Below are 21,597 nucleotides of genomic sequence, written 5' to 3'. Positions count from 1 at the left end.
CGTATGAAACACCTGTTCTCACGATTGGCGGTGATTGCCGCCACTTGTGCGATGGACACGTCCGCGCTGGCGGGCATCAGCGGCATGGCTTATGAGGCGCCGCTGCCCGCCGGTTTATCGACCGACCCGAACCTGTGCGCAATGGTGCCCTGCACGGACGTGCTGCCAGGCGCCAACAGCTTCTCCCCGCGCAAGGGGCACCCCCCTTACGTAGAGGGCTATCGCGACGTTGCGGGCAAGCGCCAGCTGGTCGGCTATGCGTTCCTGTCGACCGACATCGTGGACATGCCCGGCTATTCGGGCAAACCCATCATTACCCTGATGGGTATGGATGCGCACGGCGTGATCACGGGCGTCAAGGTCCTGCGACATTCCGAGCCGATCCTTCTGCTGGGCATTCCAGAAACCCAACTGACGCACTTCACCTCGCAATACGTCGGCAAGTTCGTCGGGGGAAGCATCGAGATCGGCAAATCCCACGCCGTGAGCGAGGGCGCCGTCGAACTCGACGCGATCAGTGGCGCGACCGTGACGGTGATGTCCGAGAATCAGGTCATTCTGCGCAGCGGCAAGGCCGTGGCAGAACAGGCCGGCATCATCGCGCCCAAGCGGCGCGCCCAGGCGAAATTCACGCCGGCAAATCAACCGCTGAGCTGGAAGGCACTGCTCGACCAGGGCGCTGTGCAGCGCCTGACCGTTCACCCTGAAGACGTTGGACTCCAAGCCAGCGGCCAGCCTTACGTGGATATGGTGTTCGGTGACATCAGTGCGCCTGTCGTAGGGCGCAGCATCCTGGGCGACGCGAATTACGCATCGCTCATGTCGAGCCTGAGGCCCGGCGAACACGCGATCTTCATCGCGTCGAACGGCACGGAGAGTTTCAAAGGTTCCGGCTTCGTGCGCGGGGGCATCTTCGACCGCATCCAGGTCGCCCAGGATACCGACACCTTCACCTTCCGGGACCTCGATTACCAGAACCTCTACGGCATCCGCGCAACCGGTGCGCCTGAGTATCGCGAATCTGGCATCTTCATCATCCGCAGCCCGGGGTTTTCGTCGGCGTATCCGTGGAAGTTGGTGTTCCTGGCCAACAAGTTGGACGCGGAAACCGGCGCAAAGACATTCACAAGCTTCGACCAGGAATACTGGCTCCCGGCGGATGAGCTGGTTGGCGGGCGGCCGCAGTACGACCGCCCCGCTCCGCCCTGGCTGCAAATCTGGAAGGCGCGCGCCGTCGAGATCGGCCTGTTCGCCCTCCTGTTGATTGGCGCGGGCGCGGTATACGCGTCGCGCGACACGCTGGTGCGCCGCTCCAGGCGCAAGGACAAGCGCTGGGTCTCCTGGCCCAAGTACGCGCTGTGGACCACGAGCATCGGCTTCGCTGGATTCCATCTCATGGCGCAGCCGTCCATCACGCAGGTGCTGACATGGTTCCACGCCATTCTCTTCAAGTGGCGGTGGGATCTGTTCCTGTCCGATCCGTTCATCTTCCTGTTCTGGTGGTTCATCATCATCAGCGTGTTCTTCTGGGGCCGCGGCATGTTCTGCGGTTGGCTGTGCCCCTACGGCTCGCTGAGTGAGATCCTTTACAAGGTGGGGGGCAAACTTGGTCTTGCGCGCTTCCAGTTCCAGTTGCCCAAGGCGCTGCACGACAAGCTCAAGTGGATCAAGTACGGCGTGTTTGCCGGCCTGCTCGGGATGTCGTTCTACTCGATGGGCACCGCCGAGAAGCTGGCGGAGATCGAGCCGTTCAAGACCACGTTCCTGGTCGGCGTCTGGAACCGGACGTGGCCCTTCGTCACGTTCTGGAGCGTGCTGGCTGTCGCCGCCCTGTTCATCGAGCGGCCATTCTGCAAATACCTGTGCCCGCTGGGCGCTTCGCTCGCTATCCCGTCGACGTTCCGGTGGTGGGGTCTGAAACGCAAGCAGGAATGCGGCCCGTGCCGCGCCTGCGAGGCGGGCTGCGGATCGCAAGCCATCGGACGCGACGGCAAGATCGACCAGCGCGAATGCCTGCTGTGCCTGGATTGCATGGTCATGTATTACGACGATCATGCGTGCCCTCCGCTGGTCAAGGAGCGCAAGCACCGCACGAGTGCCGGCTTGAAACTGACACCGATCGGCGCCGACGGCTACTACATCCCGATCCAGCCAGTGCCAAGCGCGCCGCCCAAACCCGCTGCACCGGCGCCCGCTTCGCTGCCGCTGCCTCCGGTAGGCACGCTCGCCCGGTTGCGTCGTGAACTGACTGATCACCTCTTCCCGTGGAACCGGCAATTCCTCAGCCACCCGTTGTTCTTCCGTGCCGCCGGCATTGGCCTGGCCGTGCTGGTCACCTGGGCGTGGCTGCTCGGTGCGGGCGGCAGGCTTGGCGCCGGCATCGTACTGGGCTGGTGGTTGGCGTGGTCCGCCTACGAATGGGTCATGCGCATGGCGTGCAAGCCCTATGTGAAGGAAGGCGCCTGGTGGGGTTACAAGTTGCGTACAGCCTCCTGGGCCGACATGGCTGCCTATGTCGGCATGAAGAACCTGCTGATTGGCGCAGGCCTCTTCCTTGCCATGAAGGGCGTGGGCGTGCTGCCGGCGCTGCAATCCCTGCCCCAACTGAAATGGCTGTACTGACCCGGCTCCTCTGCGCGATCTCGGCACTGCTGGTCTGCACTGCGGCCTGCGGTGCGGAGATTCGCGTGCATGCCGGCAGTTCGATTGCGCAGGCGGTCACGCTCGCGCATGCAGGGGACACCCTCATCATCGAGCGCGGGCGGTATCAAGGCCCGGTCCGGATCGACAAGCCCTTGACCCTGGTGGGCATCGACCGCCCCACCATCAGCGGTGGCCTTGCCGGCGATGTAATCCGCGTCGCGTCGCCGGACGTCACGATGGATGGCCTGATTGTCAGCGACAGCGGCGACGACCTCGGCGCGCAGAACGCCGGCATCTACATCCAGCCCGGCGCCGATCGCGCCACGGTCAGACACTGCGAGCTCACCTACAACCTGTTCGGCCTGTGGATTGAAGGCGTGAAGGATGTGCACGTCGTGGGCAACGTGATTGCCGGCAAGCGCGATTACCCCTCCGCGCAACGCGGCAACGGCATCCAGCTCTACAACACGACGGGTGCGCAGCTCGACGGCAACGAGATCAGTTTTTCGCGTGACGGCATCTATGTCGATGTCTCGCACCACGCGCTGTTTCGTGCCAACCGCATCCACAACGTGCGCTATGGCACGCACTACATGAACTCCAACGACAACGTGTGGGAGGGCAACGAGTCCTACCACAACCGCGGTGGCCTGGCGCTCATGATGACGCGCCGCCAGATCGTGCGCGGCAACCGCGCCTGGGGCAACACCGACCACGGCATCATGCTGCGCACCATCCAGGATTCGGTCATTGAAGACAACGTGGTGTCCGGAAACCTGCGCGGCTTCTTCGTCTACGACGCCGAATACAACGTGCTGAGCAACAACCTCGTCATCGGCAATACGGTCGGCATGCACGTCTGGGCAGGGTCCATTCACAACAAGGTGGACGGTAACGATTTCATCGATAACCAGGAGCAGGTGCGCTACGTTGCCACGCACGACGAGCCCTGGGGCGGGCGCAGCGGCAATTACTGGAGCAACTATGCCGGATGGGACCGCAACGGCGACGGCCGCGGCGACGTGCCCTATCGCGCAAGCGATCTGATGGACCGGCTGTTGTGGCGCTTCCCGAGCGCCAAGCTGCTGCTCAATAGCCCCGCGGTACAGACGTTGAGGCTGATCTCGGAGCAATTCCCGCTGCTGCGCTCACCCAGTGTGGTCGACGCCAGCCCCCGCATGCGTCCACGGGGCAATGATTGGCGCGCGTGGGTGAACAAACATGATTGAAGCGCGGCAACTGGTGAAGCGCTACGGCGAGATCGAAGCCGTAGCGGACGTGAGCCTGACGGTGCATCCCGGCGAGCTATTCGGCCTGATCGGCCACAACGGCGCGGGCAAAAGCACGCTGTTCAAGATGCTCCTTGGGCTGGAGGCGCCCACCGCGGGTGAAGTGCGCATTGGAGGCCAGCCCATGAGCAGTGGGGCCTTCCGATCGGTGCGGCGCAACCTTGGCTATCTGCCGGAAAACGTGGTGTTCTATGACAACCTGACTGGCCAGGAAACGCTGGAATTCTTCGCTGCGCTCAAGCGTGCGCCGCGAACGGATTGCGCGCGCGTGCTGGAACGCGTGGGGTTGTCCCATGCCGCAGACCGCCGCGTGCGCGGCTATTCCAAGGGCATGCGCCAGCGCCTCGGTTTCGCCCAGGCCCTGCTCGGCCAGCCCACACTCCTGTTTCTCGACGAGCCCACCAACGGCCTGGACCCGCAGGGGATTCGCGACTTCTATCGCACCCTGGGCGAACTGCAGGCACAGGGCGTGACCATCGTGCTGACCTCGCACATCCTGTCGGAAATCCAGGAGCGCGTGGGCCGCCTGGCGATCATGAAAAACGGACGCGTGCATGCGCAGGGCACGGTGCAATCATTGCGCGAATCGATGGCCCTGCCGCTGTGGTTCGACCTGCGGCTGACGGGCGGCCCTGAACATGCCGAGCCCGCCCTGCGGCGCGCGCTCGCGGCCGCGCCAGGATGCGAACTGCACATCGATGGATCGCGCGCCACCGTGCTGTGCCCGCGGCCGGCGAAGATGCCATTGCTGCAATCGCTATCCACGCTCGGCGCGACACTTGCCGATCTGCAACTGCGCGAACCCTCGCTCGAGGACGTGCTCCTCGGCCAACCTGCTTGAGGCCGGACATGCAATTGACACTCGAACCCCGGCAGATCGGTATCGTCGTCGCCAAGGAATTCCACGACCGCATCCGCAACCGGTGGGTGCTGGCGGTGACCACCGTATTGACAGCCTTTGCGCTGGTGATCGCCTACTTCGGTGCTGCACAGCAAGGCGAAGTCGGGCTGCGCGGCATGGAAGTCACGATCGCCAGCCTGGTCAGCCTGGTGATCTATCTCGTACCGCTGATTGCGTTGATTCTCGGCTTTGATGCGATCGTGGGTGAGCGCGAGCGCGGCTCGCTGGACCTGCTGCTTTCCATGCCGATCACCCGAGTCGAGCTGCTGCTCGGCAAATACCTCGGCTTAGCGGCCGCGCTGGCGTGCTCCACGATCGTCGGCTTTGGGCTGGTCGGGATACTGTTGGCCGTGAAGCTGCCGCTCGCGGCCATGTATCACTACGCTGGCTTCATGCTCAGTTCAGTGCTGCTGGGCATGGCCTTCCTGAGCCTGGCCCTGTTGGTGTCCGTCGTTGCCGCCGATCGCACGCGCGCAAGCGGTGTCGCCATCGCGTTGTGGTTCTTCTTCGTGCTGGTATTCGATCTGCTGCTGCTCGGCGCGCTGATCGCCACGGGCGGAAAGCTGGGATCTGACGCCCTGCCCTACCTGATGCTGCTCAACCCGGCAGACATCTTCCGCATCCTCAACATCTTCAGCTTTGACGAAGTCCGAACACTCTACGGTCTAGCGACCGTATTCCCCGAGCGCATGGCCGACCCGCTCGTGCTCGGCTCCCTCATGACCGCCTGGATCGTCGCTCCGCTCGCCGTGGCCGCATGGAAATTCCGCAAATGAAACGCACACTGCAACCTCCTCTATCCGCCCTGCGCCGCCGTGCGCGCACGGCCCTGTTCGCCACCGCAATCGTCCTGGCCGGCTGCCAAGGCGCCACCTCTACACCTGATCCGATCGAACTCACGCGGGATACGCCCTGCAGCCTCGACGGCATGACGGTGGCTGACTTCCCCGGCCCGAAGGCGCAGATTTTGTATGACAAGGGCGCCCCTGACGTCTTCTGCGACACCATCGAGCTGTTCTCGATCGTGCTGCGCCCTGAACAACAGCGGCACATGCGCGCCATGTACGTGCAAGACATGGCCAAGACAGACTGGAATACGCCGCAGGGCCACTGGATCGATGCCCGCACCGCGTTCTACGTCGTGGGATCGAAGGCGCGCGGATCGATGGGCGCCACGTTTGCATCCTTTGCCACGCAGGCCAATGCGGACGCCTTCGCTACACGTCAAGGCGGCAAGGTTTACAAGTTCAATGAAATAACGCCCCAAATGGCACAGCTCGACGGTGGCGTACTGAAAGACCACCAGATGTAACCGGCCCCAGAGAACCCGAAATGATCGATTACTTTGCCAATCTACCGCCCGACGATGCCGTTCAGATGGAGCAGCTCAGCCGCTTGTCCTACGAGCTGCGGGAAAGCCGGCGCAAGCTGCTCGAACCCTATGGGGTGAACGACGAGGGGGATCTGCTCGCGCGTATCGCGGCAGCGGACTTGCCGGAGCATCCGGCCTATGAGCATTACCTCGGCTCACTCGCGCTTGCCACCGCCAAACAAGACGTCACCGCTGAACTGAAGGCGCTGCTGGCGCGCATGGGAGGCTGATCATGCACCATCTCGAACTCAAAGAGGCACTGGAGGCGCACTACGGTGCGGTGTTGGCAGAACCTCCGACGCTGTGCCAGGACGCCTTACTGGTCTCGCTCAACAACGGCGTTCTGCTCGAACTGCGTTACCCCGCTGCGTCGGAATACGCAATCGCGTGGCGCTGGGGGGATGCGCAATTGCGCATCGACACCGCGCCGCTGCATCGCACCCTCGCCACCTTCCCGAACCATTTGCACGATGCGTCGGACGTGCTGCGCGAAGATCGCCTGACCCACCCGAGCGCGGAACCCTGGGCCAACGTGCGCGCCGTGATCGATGCCGTGCTGGTCGACCCGCTGTTGCAAGCATAAGCAAACGGCGCTCACCCGGAGCGCCGCCAACCCTGCCCGAGGGCGATGTCGTTACGTCGCCTTCGACGTCATGTAATCCACCCCGGCTTTCACGTCTTCATCGCCGAGCGATGCGTTGCCGCCTTTTGCGGGCATCGTACCCTTGCTGCCCGAGAAGCCGTGCAGCGCATGGTCGTAGAGGGTGTCCTTGCCCTGCGCGATGCGAGGGGCCCAATCGTCCTTCGATTTGAACATCGGCGCGCCGCCGGCACCGGTGCCGTGACACATCGCACAGGTGGACTTGTAGACCTTCTCTCCTTTCTCGACATCGCCGGCGCTGGCCTGGGTTGCCTGCGGCGCAGCGGCTGCTGCAGCCACAGTTGCGGGAGCCGCAGTGGCGGAGGCAGCGGAAGCAGCCTCCTCATTCTTGCTGCATGCCGTCAGCAAGGTGAACCCCACCAGGGCAGCAATGGTTATAGGTCGAATGAGCACGTCGATACCTCGAATCAAAAGGAGTGAGAACAGTGGCCCAAATAGGCCATGACCATGATAAGAATGAATACCGGCTCAGGCCTTGACGCCAATCAGCGCAAGGCTTTGTGGGGCGTTGTAACGTGTCAACTCCCCTACGGCGGTCATGGAAATACCGGCGGGATACCGCTGCACCCGGCACCTTCCTGACGCGCACGTAGCGCGGTCTGGGAATGCCATCGCCGCAGACGGTCACGGCGCCGCACACGTCGTCGTCATCGACGTGTCGCGAGCCATCGGACAAGGCAGCGTATTTGGCGCAGAGGCTGCGATGCATCATGTTCTCAGATGCAGGCCAAGGCTTCGTTCCTACGTCTGCAGGACACTCTCGGGCCGGGCGGGTGATGGTGCACGTGCGGGAACTGCCGATCCCGGCAGGACTCTGCGCGGGCGACAACACCGCCGATGCGGCATTGCGCAGCGAATTTCATCGCTGGCTTGCACAGCTTTGGGAGAGGAAGGACGCGCAGATCGACGCCATGCTGGCGCGCGCTGCGCTGAAGAACCAATGAGGCGATTCGCTCCGTCGCAACTGTCAACGCGAGGCTGACAACACGGAGAAACAGCGCCCCCGCATCCTGCGAGGGGCTGGCAATGCAGGTTCAGAACCCGAGGCTTTCCAGCAGGTCGTCCACCTGTTCCTGGTTGGCGACCACATCCGGATGGTCCGGATTGATCTGCGGGCCGTTGAGCAGCGTCGTGGCAACTTGCGCGGCTTCCACGCGCAGGTGTTCCGGCGCGTTGTCGAGCAGGATGCCGACGAGCTGGCTCTCGATGAGCTGGACAACGTCCAGCACCTTCTTGATCACCTGGCCGGTCAAGTCCTGGAAGTCCTGGGCCATCAGGATTTCCATGAGCTGCTGGTTCGTGTCGCGCGTCTTTTCCGGAACGCTGCGCAGGAAGCCGTTGGTCTGGCCGACGAGCGCGCGAATCTCTTCGTCGCCCAGTTGGCGGTCCATCCACGACTGCCAGCGGTTGACCAGCGCCTCGGCGTCGGACTCCAGCGCGTCTTGCACGGGCCGCGCGGCGTCGATGGCGTTGAGCACGCGGGTGGCCGCCTGCTCGGTCATGTTGGCGATGTAGTTCAGGCGGTCGCGTGCGTCGGGAATGGCCGATGCGGCCTTCTCAACGCCCTTGTCCAGACCCAGCTCGCGCATGCTTTCGCGCAGCATGCGAGTGAGGTGGCCGATGCGCTGGAGCATTTCCGGCATGTCACCGTGGTCTGCGCCTTCTGCGGCAGGTGCCTGGGCGCCATCGTGCATCTCGCTCATCACGCCCCCTTTTCGAGCTTCTCGAAAATCTTGCCCAGCTTTTCGTCCAGCGTGGCAGCCGTGAAGGGCTTGACCACGTAGCCGTTGGCTCCTGCCTGGGCAGCGGCGATGATGTTTTCCTTCTTGGCCTCGGCCGTCACCATCAGCACCGGCAGCTTGCTGATGGCGGTGTTGGCGTCAGCACGGATGCTCTGCAGCATCTGCAGGCCATCCATGTTGGGCATGTTCCAGTCCGAGATCACGAAATCGAACCGGCCTTCCTTGACCTTGGCCAGGCCGGCGGCGCCGTCTTCGGCCTCGTCGACGTTGGCAAAACCGAGTTCCTTGAGCAGGTTACGCACGATCCGGCGCATCGTCGGGAAATCGTCGACGACGAGGAATCGGTACTGGCTCTTGTCCATGGACACAATCTCCGCAAACTAACTGAATTGGGGGGTTTCGGGCTTCCTTGGCAATCTTATCGGCGCCTGGGGCCGATTCTTGAGCGCCGGAATGGTGCGGGGCGCCTGACTGCTGCGCCCCGCAACCAATGTACCCGCAAATATTGCGTTATACCCGCGTCACACGGCCGTGTGCCGACAGCTTGGCCAGCACGTGCGGGCCGATCTGCGACAGCGGCAGGACTTCATGCACGCCGCCGTGTGCCACGGCCTCTTTGGGCATGCCGTAGACCACGCAGGACGCCTCGTCCTGGGCAACGTTATAGGCACCCGCGTTGCGCATTTCCAGCATGCCGACCGCGCCGTCCTTGCCCATGCCGGTGAGGATGACGCCCAGGGCGTTGGCCCCGGCGTTGCGCGCGGCAGAGCGGAACAGCACATCCACGGCCGGGCGATGGCGGTTGACCGGCGGGCCCTGGTCCAGCTCGGTGACATAGTTGGCGCCGCTGCGGCCCAGCGACAGATGCATGTCGCCCGGGGCAATGTAGGCGTGGCCGGGCAGCACACGCTCGCCGTGCACGGCTTCTTTCACGCGGATGCGGCACAGGCCGTCCAGCCGCTTGGCGAACGACGTGGTGAAACCCGCCGGCATGTGCTGCACGATGAGGATGCCCGGGCAATCGGGCGGCATTTCCAGCAGGAAATCCTTGATGGCCTCGGTGCCGCCGGTGGAAGCGCCCACGATGATGAGCTTTTCCGTCGACGAGAAATGGGTACGCGCAGGTGCCGGGGTGGCCGGTGCGTGGTCCGCGCGAACGTGTGCGCCAGGTGCGGATGCAGTTGCTGATCCGGGCATCGCAGCCACGGCAACCGGTGCGACAGTACGCGGACGCAGCTTTGCCCGGGCCGCCGTGCGGATCTTGTCGGCAATCTGGTCGGCGTATTCGTTCATGCCGTCGCGCATGCCCAGCTTGGGCTTGGCGACAAAATCCACTGCGCCCAGCTCCAGCGCGCGCAGGGTGGCTTCAGAGCCGCGCTCGGTCAGCGACGAGATCATGACCACCGGCGTCGGGCGCAGGCGCATGAGCTTTTCCAGGAAGTCGAGGCCGTCCATCTTCGGCATTTCGACGTCGAGCGTGAGCACGTCCGGATTGGTCTGCTTGATGAGGTCGCGCGCGATGATCGGATCGGGCGCCACACCCACCACTTCCATGTCCGGCTGGCTGTTGATGATCTCCTTCAGGATGCTGCGGATCAGTGCGGAATCGTCGATGCACAGCACCTGAATCTTGCGTTTGTCGTTCATGTTCGGGAGCAAGTCTTCTGAATGTTGAGACCGTTGCAAAACGAAGCGAAGCGGTTCTGATGGATCAGCGCCGACGCAGACAGTACAAGTCGTACGGCAAGGCGGCGCGGGGCCGTCAGAATCGTTTTTCAGCGGTCTCCTAGGTAAAGAGTTGGAGGCGGGAGGCTGGCTTTGTCGTGATGGACTTCGACAGCTTGCTGGCGTATTGCGCCTCGCTGTCCAGCTCGGCCGCCGAGTTTTGCGAGCGCAGCTTGCGCACCATGATCTGGCCGGTGGACGGTACGAAATACACCTTGCGCGGGTGCACGTCAAAGAGGTCTTTGGCGGCCACGGTCAGGCCTTCGTTGCGCAGGAATTCGAGCACGAACTTGCCGTTGCGCTCGCCCACGTCGAGCGTGCTCATGCCGGCAAGGACGGCGGCGCCGCCAAACACCTTGATCTCCAGGCGCTCGCGCTTGGCGCCGGCCTTGTAGAGCTGGTTCAGCAGCACTTCCATGGCGTGCGTGCCATAGCGCATGGAGGGCGACAGGATCGATTCGCCTTCGTTGCGCGAGGGCAGCATGAAGTGGTTCATGCCGCCAATGCCGAGGGTCTTGTCGCGCACGCAGGCGGACACGCACGAGCCGAGCACCGTAACCAGCATCAGGTCTTCGGTGGTGACGGAATACTCGCCAGGCAGCACTTTCATGGCGCGCCGCCCGAAGGTGGTGTCGTAATACGCGTGCGTGCTGGCGGACGATTGCGCGAGCGTGGCCATGGCGCCAGCGCTCATGCCGCTGTTCATGCCGCTGTCAGTGCGTACGGCGTCGGCCGCCGATTGCGGGGTCGCGCGTTTGCCGAATTCGATCATCGTGCCCCCATCTTGGCGCGCACCTCGGGCGCGATTTCGTACACGGTCTTGCCGCGCAGCGACCACGCCTTGGTGACCTGCAGGAAGCTCTCCGAATGGCCGGCAAACAGCAGGCCATCGGGTTTCATCACGTCGATGAAATGCTCAAGAATCTTGGCCTGCGTGGGCTTGTCGAAATAGATCATCACGTTGCGGCAGAAGATCACGTCGAACTTCTGCTGCAGCGGCCAATCGCGGTCGAGCAGGTTGATCTGGCGAAAGTCGATCATGGCCTGCAGCTCGGGCCGCACGCGGGCATAGCCCTCCTGCTTGCCGGTGCCGCGCAGAAAATACTTCTTCAGGCGCTCGGGCGACAGGGCCGCGACCCGCTCCATCGGATAAATGCCGGCACGCGCACGGGCCAGCGCGTTGGTATCCACATCAGAGGCAACCACGCTCACCTGGCTGGGCGACATCGAACCAAAGGCTTCGGCCAGCGTGATGGCGATCGAGTATGGCTCTTCGCCCGTCGACGATGCCGAGCACCACACGGTGAACGGCGTGCGCTTGGCCTTGGCGTGCTCGTGCAGGATCGGGAAGTGATGCTGCTCGCGGAAGAACGCGGTCAGGTTGGTGGTCAGCGCGTTGGTAAAGGCTTCCCACTCGTCGGGCAGGTGGCCTTTTTCCAGCGCATCCAGATAGTCGCGGAACGAGCCGAGGTTGACCACGCGCAAGCGGCGGGCCAGCCGGCTGTAGACCATTTCACTCTTGCGGTCGGACAGTGAAATACCGACGCGGCGGTAGATCAGGTCGCGGATGCGGCCGAAATCTTCGGCGGTGAATGAAAACTCACGCGACGCGAGCGTCGGCGAAACTGGCGCCAAATTTTGTGCTGCCATGGATAACTAACCCCGTGTTTGGCGAGTCTTGATGCCCGCTCTCAGTCGTTGGCGGGCACCGTTTCCGCGGGCCGCGCCAAGTTTGCTGTTGGCGAGGCTGGCGTCAGAAGGTGCTCCAGTCATCTTCATCGGCAGAACCGGCGGCGAGCTTGAGGGTCGGGGCAATGGCGGCCTCGGAAATGGCAGCCGAAACGACGGCGGCGGCCACAGGTGCAACCGGTACGTGTGCCTCTTGAGGCGCTTTTTCTTCTTGCGCGGCGGGAGCCTCCAGGGCAGCCTCGGGCGCCGCTGCCGGCTTGGCCGACTTGCGCGACGCCATGGCGCGTGCCACGGAAGGCACCACTTCGGTCTTCTCTGGGCGGATCTCGCTGCGGACGGCCGGTGCCGAAATGGCAGAAACTGCAGAGAGGGCACTCGGCGCCGCCACGGCCAACTCCACCGAGGCATCGGTGCGGAATGTCGCCACGGCATTGCGCAGCAGTTGCGCCTGTTCTTCCAGCGACAGGGCGGCAGCGGCGGCTTGCTCCACCAGCGCGGCGTTCTGCTGCGTGACCTCGTCCATCTGGTTCACGGCCTGGTTGACCTGTTCAATACCGGAGCTTTGCTCGTCCGACGCGGCGGAAATCTCGCCCATGATGTCCGTCACGCGGCGCACGGCCACCACGACCTCTTCGATGACCGTGCCGGCTTCGGCCACCAGGGCCGACCCGTTGCGCACACGGCCGACGGAATCGCCGATCAGCTCCTTGATCTCCTTGGCCGCCGTGGCCGAGCGTTGCGCCAAGCTGCGCACCTCGCCCGCCACCACGGCAAAACCACGGCCCTGCTCGCCCGCGCGCGCGGCTTCCACCGCCGCATTCAGCGCCAGGATGTTGGTCTGGAACGCAATGCCCTCGATCACGCCGATGATGTCGGCGATCTTCTTGCTGCTGGCGTTGATGCCGGCCATGGTTTCGACCACGCGGCCCACCACTTCGCCGCCCTTGACGGCGATGTCCGACGCGCTGCCGGCCAGTTGGCTGGCCTGGCGCGCGTTGTCGGCGTTCTGCTTCACGATGCTGGTGAGTTCTTCCATGCTGGAAGCGGTTTCCTCCAGCGACGAGGCCTGCTCTTCCGTGCGCTGCGACAGGTCTGCATTGCCGGCCGCGATCTGCTTGGTGGCACTGGCAATGGAGTCGGCAGAACTCTTGATGTTGGTGATCGTGCCGGTCAGTTGCTGCTGCATCTGCGCCATGGCGAAAAGCATGCTGTCGTGGTCGCCGGGGCGCGTCTGCACGTGCACGGCCAAGTCTCCGGCGGCAATGCGGCGGGCAATCTCGGCCGCGTACGAAGGCTCGCCACCCAACTGGCGCGACAGCCGGCGTGCAATGACCAGGCCCAGCACGATGCCGAGCAGCGCGCCCGCGCAGGCCATCACAATCATGACCAGGCGCGAGCGCTCCGCGTCGTCACGAGCCTTGACGGTGGATGCGGCAGAGACCTCCTCCACACGCTTGACCATCTTGTCGAGCGTCTTTTCAAACGCGGCGGTGTCATCCAGCAAGCCGACGTTCTCGGCCGTGACGCGGCTGTCGAACTGGGTCGGGTCCAGGCCCTGCTTGTCCATCAGCGCCACGAAGTCGGTCATGCGCTTGCTCCAGACCGGGTAGATCGCATCGACCTCGCGGATCATCTTCTTGCCTTCGTCCGACGTGAACAGCGGGCGCACGTTCTCCACACCGTCTTTCAGGTGCTGCATGCTGTCGGCAATCTGCGTGCTGAGCGTCTTGCGCTCCGTGAGCGTGGTGGCAATCAGCAGCGCCGTCTGCGCACGGCTGGCATGCGCCAGGCTGTTGGCCGCGCTGCCCATCTGCGTGATGGCGCGCATCTGCTTTTGCGCCAGTTCTTCGCTTGCCTTGGTCAACTGCGTGATCGTGTAGATGCCCAACCCGCCAATGGCCGCGCCCATGGCCGCCACGATCAGGAAACCACCGGTAAGTACCGTGGACACCGGCAACCGCTTGATCCAACCCATGTTGTCTACCTCTTCCTGTTTTTTATATGCCCCCTAACCGCTATCGGCCTGTGGGGGACGGCTCTTTAGAACCGCCGTGGGGTCATGCCACTTCAGTGGGGGGTCACCCCGGTTTCAGCAGGCACTAGCCCAGGCAAAAAAAAACCTGCCCCGGAGGGCAGGCTGCACACCACAAACACACACGAGAGAGCTTTCGCGAGCAGCGAAGATCCCGTGCATACATGGTCAAAAGGTTTCCCAGTCGCTATCGTCGCCGCCTGCGGCAACGAGCTTGGGTACGGGCAACTTGGGCGCTGACGCAGCCGCTTTGGTGACGGCAGCGGCGGCGGTGCGCTCGCGTTGTTGTTCTTTGGCGCTGGCCGGCGCTGCAGTTGCAGCCACGGCCTGCGCGATGGGTTCAGCAGTATTGCGTGCGGCGGCCTTCGGCTTGGCGGCACGGCGCGGCACGGCCTTGGCTTTGGGCGCCGGCTTGGCAGCCGCGCGTGCGGCCACCGGCACGGTGGACACTGCGTTTGCCTGTGCACCGGCCGGCGTCCGGAACGCCGCCACAGCCTGGCGCAGACCGCTGGCCTGTTCCTGCAGCGACATCGCGGCGGCGGCGGCTTGCTCCACCAGCGCGGCGTTCTGCTGCGTGCCTTCGTCCATTTGCGTGACAGCCTGGTTGATCTGCTCGATGCCGGCGCTTTGTTCGTCCGATGCGGAGCTGATCTCGCCCATGATGTCGGTCACGCGTTTCACGGCAACGACCACTTCGTCGATGACGCTGCCCGCTTCGGCCACCAGCGTGGTGCCGTTTTCAACGCGGCCAACCGAATCGCTGATCAGCTCTTTGATTTCCTTGGCTGCCGTGGCCGAGCGCTGCGCCAGGCTGCGCACCTCACCGGCCACCACCGCAAAGCCCCTGCCCTGCTCGCCTGCGCGTGCGGCTTCCACCGCCGCATTCAGCGCCAGGATGTTCGTCTGGAAGGCAATGCCTTCAATTACGCCGATGATGTCGGCAATCTTCTTGCTGCTGTCGTTGATGCCGGCCATGGTGTCCACCACGCGCCCCACCACTTCGCCGCCCTTGACGGCAATATCCGAGGCGTTGCCCGCCAGCGTGCTGGCCTGGCGCGCGTTGTCGGCGTTCTGCCGCACGATGCTCGTCAGCTCTTCCATGCTCGACGCGGTTTCTTCCAGCGCCGAAGCCTGCTGCTCGGTGCGCTGCGACAGATCGGCATTCCCGGCGGCAATCTGCTGCGTGGCACTGGCAATCGAGTCGGAGCCGGAGCGCACCTGCCCCACCATCTTCTGCAGGCTTTCCTGCATGCGTTGAAGCGCCTGCAGCAGGCGGCCGGTTTCATCGGCACGGTCCACATGAATGGTGTGCGTAAGGTCGCCCTGCGTGATGTGCTCGGCCTGTTCAATGGCGCGCATCAACGGCAGCGTGATCGAACGGCGCAGCGCCCACGTCAGCAGCCCGCCCACCAGAATGCCGCCCAGCAGCAGGCCGGTGGTAAGAGCGCTCAGCGCGTGGTGCTCGGCCTGGCTGGCTTCGTAGCTGGCTTTGGCCGCGTCCATCTGCAGGCGGTTGAGCGCCGTCACCTTGTCGCCAAGGGGACGGTACAGGGCGGGCATGACGTCCATGACGGTCTTGTTGATGCGCGCTTCGTCGTGCGTCTGCACGGCTTGCATCAACACCTGTGCGCCGTCACGCACGAAGACGTCGCGCAGACCCTGGGCCTCGTCGGCCAGCTTGCGTTCCTCCGCCGTGGTGGGCAGCGCGCGGTAGCGCTTCCAGGCGGCGTCGGACTTGTCGAGGAACATCTTGGCGCGCTCGACCGTTTTCTCCGTGCCGGGCGCATTGGGCGCCATGGCTGCACGATCGAGCACGATGCGGAAGCTCAGGAGGTTGGAATCGGATTCGGCCAATGCCACGGTGCCCGCCAGCTGCACGGCATAGCCGTCCTGCACGCGGGTGTTGGCGTGCTGCATGCCGATGAGGCCCGACACGCCCACGATAACGGCGAGCACACCAATGCCCGCCATCATCAGCCCCAAGCGGAGCCGGATGGTCATTTTGCTGAACATGCTTCCCTCCCCTAACGGCGCCGCACCTGTTGTTACGGTGTCTTGTCGCCCGCCGGGCCCCTTCGGCCCGGCCTCAATCGCTGTGGGCACGTACGCCGCGCCCCAGCCGGATTCATGTCGCGATCAGGCGGCTTCCGCTTCGTCGCACAGTGCCATGTCGGCCGACATCAGCAGGCGCTCGATGTCTACCAGGATCAGCATGCGCTCGTCGATCGAACCCAGACCACGGATGTATTCCGTATCCAGCGCGCCCGAGAACTCCGGCGCCGGCTTGATCTGCTGGCTTTGCAGCGTCAGCACGTCAGACACACCATCCACGACGATGCCGACCACGCGGTCCATCAGGTTCAGGATGATGACGACGGTGTACTGGTTGTACTCGACGCGCTCGAGCTGGAACTTGATGCGCAGATCAACGATCGGCACGATGATGCCGCGCAGGTTGATCACACCCTTGATGAAATCGGGCGCATTGGCAATGCGCGTGACGGTCTCGTAGCCGCGGATCTCCTGCACCTTCAGGATGTCGATGCCGTATTCCTCGCGGCCCAGCGTGAAGGCCAGATACTCTTCCCCGCCGGTGTCTTCGCCGACCACGTGTTTCTTGACTTCCATTGCGGCTCCCCTCGGCCCCGTCGGGCCACTAGATTGAATTCGTTGTGGTGGTGGATCCCACCCTGCCAGGCGTGAACGCTTATGCCGCGGCCATCGCCTCGGTCGAGAAACGACCACCCTGTGCTTCGCCCACCTCGTGCTTTTCGGCACTAACGGCACGCATCGCGTTTTCTGAATGGCCCGCGCGGGTCTCGCGCATCAGCGCCGACACGTCGACGATCAGCGCTACGCTGCCATCGCCCAGGATGGTCGCGCCCGAGATGCCCGGCACGCGGCGGTAGTTCGTCTCCAGGTTCTTGACCACCACCTGTTGCTGGCCGACCAGCTCGTCGACCTGCAGCGCGATCTTCTTGCCCTCCGAATCCAGGATCACGACGATGCCTTCCGACGGATCGGGCAGCGACGGCGTGATGCGGAAGCGTTCGTACATAGGCACCAGCGTCAGGTATTCGTTGCGCACCTTGAGCAGGCGACCGCCGCCCGGCACAGCCTTGATGTCTTCCGGACGCGGTTGCAGCGATTCGGCCACGCACGACAGCGGGAGGATGAACACTTCTTCACCGGTCTTGACCGACATGCCGTCAAGGATCGCCAGCGTGAGCGGCAGCACGATGCGGATCGTCGTGCCCTTGCCCTTCTGCGACTGGATCTCGACGTAGCCGCCCATCGACTGGATGTTCTGCTTGACCACGTCCATGCCCACGCCGCGGCCGGACACGTCCGTCACCTGGTCGGCGGTGGAGAAGCCCGGCGCGAAGATGAGCTGGTTGATCTCGTCGTCGGTCATGTTGTCCGACACGGGCAGGCCGCGCTCGCGAGCCTTCTTGAGGATCTTGTCGCGGTTCAGGCCCTGGCCGTCGTCGCTCACTTCGATGACGATGTTGCCGCCCTGGTGGGCAGCAGAGAGCAGCAGTTGGCCGGTGGCGTCCTTGCCGGCGGCCACGCGGGCCTCGGGCAATTCGATGCCGTGGTCCAGGCTGTTGCGCACCAGGTGCGTGAGCGGATCGATGATCCGTTCGATCAGGCCCTTGTCCAGTTCGGTTGATTTGCCGAACGTCGACAGCTCGACCTGCTTACCAAGCTTGTGTGCCAGGTCGCGCACCAGGCGCGGGAAGCGGTTGAACACGTAATCCATCGGCATCATGCGGATGGACATGGCGGCCTCTTGCAGGTCGCGTGCATTGCGCGTGAGCTGCGACAGGCCGGCAAACAGGCGCTCGTTGAGCACCGGGTCGAAGGCCTGCGCGGTTTGAGCCAGCATGGCCTGCGTAATGACGAGTTCACCCACCAGGTTGATGAGCTGGTCGACCTTTTCCACGCCGACGCGAATCGACGTTTCCGCAGCCACGGCGGGCTTGTGGTCGGCAGCGGCCGGGCGGGCCGGCATGGGGGCGGCGACAGCGGCAACGGCCTGCGCCGGCGCAGCTTCGTTGGCGGCCGGGGCGTGCACTTCCGTCTGCGCGGCGGCGGGCGTCGGTGCAGCAACAACCGGCACAGCGGCTTCGGCCACCGCCGGCGCCGCACCACCCGCGTGCGGCGTGATGACGATCTGATCCGCATCGATGATGAAACAGCTCACCGCGATGATGTCGTCAGCCGTGCAGGTGGTCTGCAGCACGATGTCGCTGTTGCGGCCGGTGCGCGCGTGGCGCAACACGGTGCCCAGATGCTTGAGTTCGGTGACGATCAGCTCGCAGTCTTCGTTCGAGACATTGATGAGCTTGATGTCCAGGCCGCCGTCAATGTCGCCCACGGCGTCGGCCGCAGGCGCTTCAGCCACCACCGGCTCGGGTTCCGGTGCAGCCACCGGTTCGGGCGTCGCCACCACGGGCGCCGCAGCCACCGGCGCGGCGGCAACAGGGGCGCCTTCCTCGGCGGTCAGGCTGTTGAGCTTGGCCACCATGTATTCGAGCGTGGCCGTATCGATTGGGTGCTCTTGCCGGTAGGCATCAAGTTGGCTTTTCAACACGTCTTTCGTTTCCAGGAAAGCATCCACCATGTTTTCGCGCAGCTGCAGGGTACCGGTGCGAGCGCGGTCCAGAATCGACTCCGCCACATGCGTGAGTTCCGTCATGTGCGTGAAACCGAAGGTCGCAGCACCACCCTTGATGGAGTGCGCGCAGCGGAAGATGGCGTTCAGATCATCAGAAGAAGGGTTGGCGACATCGAGGTTGAGCAGCAGCCGCTCCATGTCGACGAGCAGCTCTTCCGCCTCTTCGAAGAAGGCGCCGAAAAACTGGCTAAGGTCGAGGTTCATATCTGTCGTCTCGGTCGTTTAATGCGTCGAAGCAGACCCGTGGGTCTGCGCGTGCCATTCGAGCAACTGCATCACCGAATCGGTCAGCCCATCCGGGTCGAACGGCTTGGGCAGAAAGCCCGTCGCGCCTGCAGCGCGTGCCTGGTCGCGGATGGTGCTGTCAGCCTCGGTGGTCAGCATGAGGATCGGGGTGTCGGCGTAGGCCGGCAGTGTGCGCAGCGCGCGAATGAGGGTCAGGCCGTCCATCGACGGCATCACCTGGTCGGTGATCACAAGGTGGTGGCTGCCCTGGGCGAGCGTGCGTGCGGCTTCCAGCGCGGCGGTGCCGTCGCCGGCTTCCGTCACGACAAAGCCGCACTCGCGCAGGCACGTGGCAATCATGCGGCGGATCGACGTGGAATCGTCCACCACCAGGATGTGTTTCTCGCTCATCGACTGTTTCTCCCCTCGGCGCTCTTTATGGCTTGGCCGCGCTCACTGCATCGGCCACACCCGTGGCACGTGCGGCAGCATCGGTCAGCGTGTCTTTGCCGTCATTGCGCAGGTCGGCCACCGGCTCGACCCCACCCGAGCGCACGGCTTCAGCGGCGCGTGCATTGAGCACGACGATGCTGATGCGGCGGTTGATCGGGTTGTAGATGTTCGTCTTGTCCAGCGGCACCGATGCCTCCAGGCCCACCACGCGGCTGACCTTCTCGGGCTTCATGCCGCCGGCCACCAGTTCGCGTCGCGATGCGTTGGCGCGGTCGGCCGACAGTTCCCAGTTGCTGTAGCCGTGCTGCGTGGCGTATTGCGTGGCGTCGGTGTGGCCCGACAGGCTGATCGGATTGGGCACGTCGTTCAGCGCCGAGCCCAGCTCACGCAGGATCGTGCGCATGTACGGCTGCACCTCGGCGCTGGCGTTGGCGAACATCGGACGGTTCTGCTGGTCGACGATCTGGATGCGCAGGCCTTCGGTGGTCATGTCGATCAGCAACTGGTGCTTGAACTGGCTCATCACCGGGTTCGTCTCGACCATCTCGGCAATCTTCTGCTTGAGCTTGTTCAGCGCCGCATCGTCCGACTCATCGCGGATGTTGCGCTGTCGCTGCACCGTCGGGCTCGGGCTCGGGTTCGGCTGCGGCATGTTCTGCTTGAGCGCGGGGCTGCCCTGCAGGATGCTGGACTGGTCGCCAGAACCGGCGCCACCAAACAGCGCCACCTTCAGCGGCGTGCGGAAGTAAGTTTCAACCGACGAAAGCTCGGCCTTGGTCACCGAGCTGAGCAGCCACATCAAGAGGAAGAACGCCATCATGGCGGTCACGAAGTCGGCGTAGGCGATCTTCCACGCGCCACCGTGGTGGCCGTGTCCGCCTTTCTTGTTGCGCCGAATGACAATGAAGGTCGGCGTGCTGGACTTGCTCATGGTCCGTTCCCGTCGGTGTGTGCTGCGTCGTTAATGGCACGGCTCGGTGGCCATGCTCTGTCTCATATAGGGTTCAGCGCTACGCTGTCTTGGCACCGCGCACGTGGTCTTCCAGTTCGGCAAAGGATGGGCGCTCGGTCGAGAACAGCACCTTGCGGCCGAATTCCACGGCAATGGCCGGGGCGTAGCCGTTCATGCTGGCCAGCAGCGTCACCTTGATGCACTGGAACAACTTGGTCGATTCTTCGGCGCGCTGCTCCAGCAGCGAACCCAGCGGCCCGATGAAGCCGTACGCCAGCAAGATCCCGAGGAACGTGCCGACCAGCGCGGATGCGATCAGCTTGCCCAGCTCTGCCGGCGGCAGGCCGACCGAGCCCATGGTGTGCACCACGCCCATCACGGCGGCCACGATGCCGAAGGCCGGCATGGCGTCGCCCACCTTGGTGATGATGCGGGCCGGTTGTTCGGCTTCGTGGTGGTGGGTGTCGATTTCCTGATCCATCAGCGCTTCGATCTGGAACGGATTCAGGTTGCCGCCCACCATCAGGCGCAGGTAATCGCAGATGAAATCCAGCGCGTGGTGATCGGCCTGGATAGCGGGGTAATTGGCGAACAGCGTGCTTTCGTGCGGGGCTTCGATGTCGGCTTCGATCGACATCATCCCTTCGCGGCGGATCTTGGACAGCACCACGTACAGCAGCGCCATCACTTCCATATAGAGGGCCTTGGTGTACTTCGAACCCTTGAACAGGCCCGGCAGCGCTTTGACGGTGGCGTTGATGGCCTTCTTGTCGTTACCGACCACGAAGGCGCCAATGCCGGCGCCGAAGATGATCAGCAGTTCGGTCGGCTGGAACAAGGGCCCGAGGTGTCCTCCGGCCAGCATGTAGCCGCCGAACACCGACGCGAGAATCACGATGTAACCGATGGCAACTAACACGGGGCGAACTCCTGAATGGGCGATCCTTCGATCAATACAAGAGGGAATAACGGCATCCCCCCGGTTAACTGAAGGCTTGAGCGCCGGGTTTTGCTGCTGCGCGGTGCTCGAAAAACCTGCCGCCGCGCCCTTCTTCACCAAGAACGGCAACAAAACGGGCGGCTTGAGCACCACCTGGCCCAAAGAGCGCTTCCCGGTAGGCCGATCCAAAGAAAAAGGGACGGAAATCGCTTTCCGTCCCCACTTTTTCGTCCGTTTTCTGCGCCCAGCGGCAAAAAAAATGCCGGTCCGCAGTTTCCCGCGACCGGCCTAC

20 protein-coding genes and 1 pseudogene are annotated in these 21,597 nt (G+C 63.9%); 8 read left to right on the top strand and 13 right to left on the bottom strand.

Going from position 1 to position 21,597, the window contains the following annotated elements; genetic code table 11:
* Positions 1–3: 3 nt before the first annotated feature.
* The 7 genes from ACU8YE_RS12995 to ACU8YE_RS12965 are packed head-to-tail and all read left to right on the top strand — an operon-like array spanning position 4 to position 6,788.
* Positions 4–2,622: a 4Fe-4S binding protein gene (locus tag ACU8YE_RS12995; RefSeq protein WP_446928881.1), complete on the top strand. Its 2,619-nt coding sequence runs from the start codon at positions 4–6 to the stop codon at positions 2,620–2,622.
* Entirely contained in the window at positions 2,592–3,872 is a 1,281-nt protein-coding gene (locus tag ACU8YE_RS12990; RefSeq protein ID WP_446928905.1) for a nitrous oxide reductase family maturation protein NosD, read from the top strand. Before ACU8YE_RS12995 ends, ACU8YE_RS12990 begins: the two co-directional genes overlap by 31 nt.
* Complete coding sequence (locus tag ACU8YE_RS12985; protein ID WP_322017792.1) at positions 3,865–4,773, top strand: ABC transporter ATP-binding protein; 909 nt, start codon at positions 3,865–3,867, stop codon at positions 4,771–4,773. The genes ACU8YE_RS12990 and ACU8YE_RS12985 overlap by 8 nt, the downstream gene beginning before the upstream one ends.
* A gap of 8 nt (positions 4,774–4,781) precedes the next feature.
* On the top strand, positions 4,782–5,609 hold the full coding sequence (locus ACU8YE_RS12980; protein ID WP_316657522.1) for an ABC transporter permease: 828 nt from the start codon (positions 4,782–4,784) through the stop codon (positions 5,607–5,609).
* Positions 5,606–6,145, top strand: coding sequence for a nitrous oxide reductase accessory protein NosL (locus ACU8YE_RS12975; protein WP_260801409.1), 540 nt, complete (start codon positions 5,606–5,608; stop codon positions 6,143–6,145). Before ACU8YE_RS12980 ends, ACU8YE_RS12975 begins: the two co-directional genes overlap by 4 nt.
* Before the next feature lie 20 nt (positions 6,146–6,165).
* The gene (locus tag ACU8YE_RS12970; protein WP_024978422.1) at positions 6,166–6,435 is read left to right on the top strand and encodes a hypothetical protein; all 270 of its coding nucleotides are present in this window, start codon (positions 6,166–6,168) and stop codon (positions 6,433–6,435) included.
* 2 nt (positions 6,436–6,437) lie between these two features.
* The gene (locus tag ACU8YE_RS12965; protein WP_232039934.1) at positions 6,438–6,788 is read left to right on the top strand and encodes a hypothetical protein; all 351 of its coding nucleotides are present in this window, start codon (positions 6,438–6,440) and stop codon (positions 6,786–6,788) included.
* Between the two features lie 51 nt (positions 6,789–6,839).
* Here ACU8YE_RS12965 and ACU8YE_RS12960 read toward each other — a convergent pair whose 3' ends face one another.
* The gene (locus ACU8YE_RS12960) at positions 6,840–7,259 is read right to left on the bottom strand and encodes a c-type cytochrome (protein WP_392397737.1); all 420 of its coding nucleotides are present in this window, start codon (positions 7,257–7,259) and stop codon (positions 6,840–6,842) included.
* Positions 7,260–7,627: 368 nt separating this feature from the next.
* Between ACU8YE_RS12960 and ACU8YE_RS12955 the strand changes: the two are divergent.
* Positions 7,628–7,810 (top strand): annotated as a pseudogene (locus tag ACU8YE_RS12955) (acyltransferase); the annotation flags it as partial.
* 90 nt (positions 7,811–7,900) lie between these two features.
* Here the strand turns inward: ACU8YE_RS12955 and cheZ are convergent.
* The 12 genes from cheZ to motA all read right to left on the bottom strand — a co-directional run bounded on the left by cheZ (position 7,901) and on the right by motA (position 21,284).
* Positions 7,901–8,569: a protein phosphatase CheZ gene (gene cheZ / locus ACU8YE_RS12950; protein WP_092972198.1), complete on the bottom strand. Its 669-nt coding sequence runs from the start codon at positions 8,567–8,569 to the stop codon at positions 7,901–7,903.
* A complete protein-coding gene (gene cheY, locus ACU8YE_RS12945; RefSeq protein WP_004627759.1) occupies positions 8,569–8,970 on the bottom strand; it encodes a chemotaxis response regulator CheY in 402 nt (133 codons plus the stop codon). The genes cheZ and cheY overlap by 1 nt, the downstream gene beginning before the upstream one ends.
* Before the next feature lie 148 nt (positions 8,971–9,118).
* Positions 9,119–10,255 (bottom strand): protein-glutamate methylesterase/protein-glutamine glutaminase, encoded by a 1,137-nt coding sequence (locus ACU8YE_RS12940; protein ID WP_316869632.1) that lies wholly within the window; start codon positions 10,253–10,255, stop codon positions 9,119–9,121.
* Positions 10,256–10,394: 139 nt separating this feature from the next.
* On the bottom strand, positions 10,395–11,012 hold the full coding sequence (gene cheD, locus ACU8YE_RS12935; RefSeq protein ID WP_037026816.1) for a chemoreceptor glutamine deamidase CheD: 618 nt from the start codon (positions 11,010–11,012) through the stop codon (positions 10,395–10,397).
* An 89-nt stretch (positions 11,013–11,101) separates the two neighbouring features.
* Positions 11,102–11,983 carry a CheR family methyltransferase gene (locus tag ACU8YE_RS12930; RefSeq protein WP_045201945.1) on the bottom strand — a complete coding sequence of 294 codons (882 nt, stop codon included), beginning with the start codon at positions 11,981–11,983 and terminating at the stop codon, positions 11,102–11,104.
* Between the two features lie 103 nt (positions 11,984–12,086).
* The gene (locus ACU8YE_RS12925; RefSeq protein ID WP_446928880.1) at positions 12,087–13,997 is read right to left on the bottom strand and encodes a methyl-accepting chemotaxis protein; all 1,911 of its coding nucleotides are present in this window, start codon (positions 13,995–13,997) and stop codon (positions 12,087–12,089) included.
* Between the two features lie 225 nt (positions 13,998–14,222).
* Positions 14,223–16,067, bottom strand: coding sequence for a methyl-accepting chemotaxis protein (locus ACU8YE_RS12920; RefSeq protein WP_446928879.1), 1,845 nt, complete (start codon positions 16,065–16,067; stop codon positions 14,223–14,225).
* Between the two features lie 123 nt (positions 16,068–16,190).
* Complete coding sequence (locus ACU8YE_RS12915; protein WP_232039940.1) at positions 16,191–16,682, bottom strand: chemotaxis protein CheW; 492 nt, start codon at positions 16,680–16,682, stop codon at positions 16,191–16,193.
* A 79-nt stretch (positions 16,683–16,761) separates the two neighbouring features.
* A complete protein-coding gene (gene cheA, locus ACU8YE_RS12910; RefSeq protein ID WP_316869627.1) occupies positions 16,762–18,939 on the bottom strand; it encodes a chemotaxis protein CheA in 2,178 nt (725 codons plus the stop codon).
* A gap of 18 nt (positions 18,940–18,957) precedes the next feature.
* A complete protein-coding gene (locus tag ACU8YE_RS12905) occupies positions 18,958–19,371 on the bottom strand; it encodes a response regulator (protein WP_024978410.1) in 414 nt (137 codons plus the stop codon).
* Positions 19,372–19,396: 25 nt separating this feature from the next.
* Complete coding sequence (motB, locus tag ACU8YE_RS12900; protein WP_304540972.1) at positions 19,397–20,344, bottom strand: flagellar motor protein MotB; 948 nt, start codon at positions 20,342–20,344, stop codon at positions 19,397–19,399.
* 79 nt (positions 20,345–20,423) lie between these two features.
* Positions 20,424–21,284: a flagellar motor stator protein MotA gene (motA, locus tag ACU8YE_RS12895; protein ID WP_004627779.1), complete on the bottom strand. Its 861-nt coding sequence runs from the start codon at positions 21,282–21,284 to the stop codon at positions 20,424–20,426.
* Positions 21,285–21,597: the final 313 nt, after the last annotated feature.

It is taken from the genome of Ralstonia sp. VS2407, from assembly GCF_052950655.1.
The sequence above is the reverse complement of the archived record's forward strand: the minus strand, read 5'-3'. Positions and strand labels throughout refer to the sequence as shown.